1 rRNA gene is annotated in these 1,065 nt (G+C 53.6%); it reads right to left on the minus strand.

Annotated elements, in window-relative coordinates:
- Positions 1-1,065, minus strand: a 16S ribosomal RNA gene (locus MTF70_RS24255); the annotation flags it as partial.

The raw sequence follows: 1,065 nt of genomic DNA on the forward strand, positions 1-1,065 counted from the left end.
TAAGGAGGTGATCCAGCGCCAGGTTCCCCTAGCGCTACCTTGTTACGACTTCACCCCAGTCATGAACCACAAAGTGGTAAGCGTCCCCCCGAAGGTTAAACTACCTACTTCTTTTGCAGCCCACTCCCATGGTGTGACGGGCGGTGTGTACAAGGCCCGGGAACGTATTCACCGTGGCATTCTGATCCACGATTACTAGCGATTCCGACTTCATGGAGTCGAGTTGCAGACTCCAATCCGGACTACGACGCACTTTTTGGGATTCGCTCACTTTCGCAAGTTGGCCGCCCTCTGTATGCGCCATTGTAGCACGTGTGTAGCCCTACTCGTAAGGGCCATGATGACTTGACGTCGTCCCCACCTTCCTCCGGTTTATCACCGGCAGTCTCCCTGGAGTTCCCGACATTACTCGCTGGCAAACAAGGATAAGGGTTGCGCTCGTTGCGGGACTTAACCCAACATTTCACAACACGAGCTGACGACAGCCATGCAGCACCTGTCTCAGAGTTCCCGAAGGCACCAATCCATCTCTGGAAAGTTCTCTGGATGTCAAGAGTAGGTAAGGTTCTTCGCGTTGCATCGAATTAAACCACATGCTCCACCGCTTGTGCGGGCCCCCGTCAATTCATTTGAGTTTTAATCTTGCGACCGTACTCCCCAGGCGGTCTACTTAACGCGTTAGCTCCGAAAGCCACGGCTCAAGGCCACAACCTCCAAGTAGACATCGTTTACGGCGTGGACTACCAGGGTATCTAATCCTGTTTGCTCCCCACGCTTTCGCATCTGAGTGTCAGTATCTGTCCAGGGGGCCGCCTTCGCCACCGGTATTCCTTCAGATCTCTACGCATTTCACCGCTACACCTGAAATTCTACCCCCCTCTACAGTACTCTAGTCTGCCAGTTTCAAATGCTATTCCGAGGTTGAGCCCCGGGCTTTCACATCTGACTTAACAAACCACCTGCATGCGCTTTACGCCCAGTAATTCCGATTAACGCTCGCACCCTCCGTATTACCGCGGCTGCTGGCACGGAGTTAGCCGGTGCTTCTTCTGTCGCTAACGTCAA

This window comes from Vibrio sp. 2CM40D (genome assembly GCF_023161825.1).
Taxonomy (GTDB): domain Bacteria; phylum Pseudomonadota; class Gammaproteobacteria; order Enterobacterales; family Vibrionaceae; genus Vibrio; species Vibrio alginolyticus.